Origin of the sequence: Arthrobacter agilis, from assembly GCF_002953615.1 — a bacterium.
In the GTDB taxonomy this organism is placed as follows: Bacteria; Actinomycetota; Actinomycetes; order Actinomycetales; family Micrococcaceae; genus Arthrobacter_D; species Arthrobacter_D agilis_B.
This window is the reverse complement of sequence record NZ_CP024915.1, coordinates 3,324,537-3,327,668: the sequence shown is the minus strand read 5'-3', so window position 1 is coordinate 3,327,668 and position 3,132 is coordinate 3,324,537. Positions and strand designations below refer to the sequence as shown.

Here is a 3,132-nt window from a genome sequence, read left to right as displayed (position 1 = left end):
CCCGGGATCCCACCCTGCGAGGGTGAGGGCGGCGGCGCAGCCGACGGCGATGGCCGTGAGTGCGCGACGGTGCCCCCGGGTGAGGCTGTATGACACGGTGAATCAGCTCCTGTTGGTGTGCGGTGGCGACAGCATATCGGTGACCGATGACACACTGGGAACGGGGATCGGACGGCGGATGAACGTCGCGGATCGCCCCGGGGCCGGCCAGGAAAGGTCCCGTTCACCCGGAGAAGGCAGGGAGGACCGCCAGTGACGACGACACAGCACCAGGACGAGTACCGCGAGGACGTCCTGGGGCCCGGCTACGAGGTGCGGACGCTGCCGCTGCGGCCCGACGACGAGGGGGAGGTCGTCGCGACGCTCGTCCGCAGCCGTGTGCCCGGCGGATCCCGGCGGGCCGTCCTCTATGTCCACGGCTTCGTGGACTACTTCTTCCAGACGGACCTCGCCGACGCCTGGCGGGACGCCGGGTTCGACTTCTACGCGCTGGACCTGCGGAAGTATGGACGGTCCCTCCGCGCGCACCAGACCCCGAACTACATTCCGGCTCTCGAGGACTACGACGAGGAGCTCGACGAGGCGGCGCGCATCATCCGGGAGGACGAGGGCCACGACGTCCTTGTGGTCATGGCGCACTCGACCGGTGGGCTGGTCACGTCCCTGTGGGCCCACCGGCGGCGCGGTCGAGGGATCGTCGACGCGCTCGCCCTCAACAGCCCGTGGTTCGACCTCAACGCGAGCCTCTTCCAGCGCACCTTCGGAACCGCGGCGGTCCACCGGATCGGTACGCTGCGGCCGCGCGTCGTGGTCGGGAAGGTCGGCTCCGCGTACGGCCGGTACCTGCACCGGGAGACCGGCGGGGCCTGGGAGTACGACCTGGCGTGGAAGCCGCACGGCGGCTTCCCCGTCGTCGCGGGGTGGCTGCGTGCCGTCCGTCGCGGCCATGCAGAGCTCAACCGCGGGCTCGCCATCGACTGCCCCGTCCTCGTCGCCTGTTCCGACGCCACCTCGAACCCCACGACGGAGCCCGACCGCATCTCGTCGACCGACGTGGTGCTCGATGTCGCCCACATCGCGGGGCGTGCCCCCAAGCTCGGTCGGCTCGTCACCCTGGTGCGTATCGCGGGTGGTATCCATGACCTCGCGCTCTCGCCCGAGCCGGCCCGTGCCGCGTTCTTCGCCGAACTCGGCCGGTGGCACAGGGCCTACGTCCCGTCGGTGGCCGCCGACCGCTGATCGGGGCGTGCCGCGCCGGTCTCCCGCCCGTTCAGCGGGGCGTGCCGCGCCGGTCTCCCGCCCACTGATCGGCCTCGATCAGTGGGCAGGAAACGGTATGCCCACTCATCGGCTCCGACCAGTGGGAGGAACCGAACCTGCGGTGCCGCGTCCGAGCGGGCGTCCTGAACGGGGCTCCCCGCCCTACTGCGGTCCGGGGCGGACGTCGTAGGTCAGGAACGCGAACTGCCCCTGCTGCTCGACGGACCGCAGCGTGAGGCGGTCCGATTCCACGCGCAGGGGCAGCACCGGTGCGCCTCCCGGCAGCGCGACAGGTGCCACGGCCACCTGGATCTCGTCGAGCAGTCCGGCGGTGAGGAACTGGCCGGCGAGGTCGCCGCCGCCGACGATCCAGATGTCCTTTCCACCAGCGGCCTCCCTCACCCGGTCGACGACGGCGCGGACGTCACCGGCGACGAGCCGCACGTCCGCGCCCGCCGGGATCGGCAGGTCCCTGGTGCTGAAGACGAAGGTGGGACGCTCGCCGTACAGTGTGCCCCACCTGCCGGGATCGTCGAGGAGCCCCTCGAAGGCGAGGACCCACTCGTACGTCGTCGAGCCCTGCACCAGCACCCCGACGGTGCCGAGGAATCGCTCGTAGGAGCCCGGAGGGGGCGGTTCGACGGCGAAGAGCCAGTCCAGGGAGTTGTGCTCGTCGGCGATGAAGCCGGTGATGGTCGAGGCCGTGTAGTAGATCACGCGCGTCATGGTCCATCTCATCACGGACCCTGCGCGGAGGTAAGGGGAGGGGGAGCGGCTGGACTAGTCCTCCACGCCTCGGATGAACCGCCGCACGAGGGCGTCGAATTCCTCCTCCCGCTCGATCTGCGGCATGTGCCCGCACTTCTCGAAGAGGTGGAATTCCGCGTGGGGGAACACCGTGCGCGCATGCTTTAGGTGCGACGCCGGCAGGACGCGGTCCTCGTCGCCCCAGACCACGAGCGTCGGTTTCCGCTGCGCCGCGACGGTGCGGAGCAGCCTGGTCCGCCAGCGCCGGCGTACTCCGCTGAGGGTGCCGAGGTGGCGGGCGACGGCGAGCAGGACGTCGTCGTGGCCGGGGTTCGCGCCGACGGCCTGCGCGTGGTCGAGGCGTTCCTCGGTCACGAACCTCCTGTCGTAGAACAGGGCGCGTTCGGTGCGGTACGCGGCCTTGCGGGACTTGTCCTTCATGAGCCTGCGGCCCACCGGTGTGATGGCGAGGATGCGCAGTGCGAGCGTGACCTCCCTGCCGAAGCCGGCGCTGTTCACGAGCACGAGGCTCCGGACGCGCTGCGGCGCCAGTGCGCTGACCTTCATGGCGACCGCCCCGCCGAGGGAGTTGCCGACCAGGTGCAGGGGCCGGTGCTCACCCAGGGTGTCGAGCGCGGCGAGCACGAACCGCGCCATCGATTCCATCGAGTACCGCCCCCGGGTGCGCTCGGACAGCCCGAAGCCCGGCAGGTCCACGCTGATCACACGGTGGTCCGGCGCGAGCCGGCCGTACAGCCCCTCCCAGTCCTCGAGGCTGCGGCCGATGCCGTGCAGCAGGAGGACCGGAGGCTTCTCCCGGGCGCCTTCGTCCCGGAAGCGGACGCGGATCCCGTCCACCCGCAGGTAGCCGCCGTCGTGCCGGGATTCCGCCGGTCCGGACGCGTGACCGGCCCGTGCCCCGCTCACCGGCGGACCGTCCGGGCGAGGCGGACGAGCTGCGAGGCGCGCCGCTCGAGCATGCCGAAGGACATCGGCGCCACCCGGGCGACGACGTCGGGCACCTTGGCGCTCAACCCGATCAGCAGGCGGGGCCTGCGGGTCTTCACGGCCTCGAGCATGAGCTCGGCGGCCCGTTCCGCGGGGAAGGTGAGGAGCTTGTCGAAG

At 71.3% G+C, this 3,132-nt stretch carries 3 protein-coding genes and 1 pseudogene; 1 reads left to right on the top strand and 3 read right to left on the bottom strand.

The annotated features are described in order from the left end of the window. Positions 1–252 precede the first annotated feature (252 nt). Positions 253–1,239 carry an alpha/beta hydrolase gene (locus tag CVO76_RS16335; RefSeq protein ID WP_208740139.1) on the top strand — a complete coding sequence of 329 codons (987 nt, stop codon included), beginning with the start codon at positions 253–255 and terminating at the stop codon, positions 1,237–1,239. 183 nt (positions 1,240–1,422) lie between these two features. Here the strand turns inward: CVO76_RS16335 and CVO76_RS16330 are convergent, their stop codons facing one another. The 3 genes and pseudogenes from CVO76_RS16330 to CVO76_RS16320 all read right to left on the bottom strand — a co-directional run. Then, complete coding sequence (locus CVO76_RS16330) at positions 1,423–1,986, bottom strand: dihydrofolate reductase family protein (RefSeq protein ID WP_208740138.1); 564 nt, start codon at positions 1,984–1,986, stop codon at positions 1,423–1,425. A gap of 54 nt (positions 1,987–2,040) precedes the next feature. Next, positions 2,041–2,934 carry an alpha/beta fold hydrolase gene (locus CVO76_RS16325; RefSeq protein ID WP_208740137.1) on the bottom strand — a complete coding sequence of 298 codons (894 nt, stop codon included), beginning with the start codon at positions 2,932–2,934 and terminating at the stop codon, positions 2,041–2,043. Beyond that, a pseudogene (locus CVO76_RS16320) lies at positions 2,931–3,132 on the bottom strand (acetoin dehydrogenase); the annotation flags it as partial. The pseudogene CVO76_RS16320 and the gene CVO76_RS16325, both read right to left, overlap by 4 nt.

What these genes read in the sequence shown, in the direction of transcription:
- CVO76_RS16330 (WP_208740138.1), bottom strand. Translation starts at nt 1,986, where the DNA reads ATGACGCGCGTGATCTACTACACGGCCTCGACCATCACCGGCTTCATC.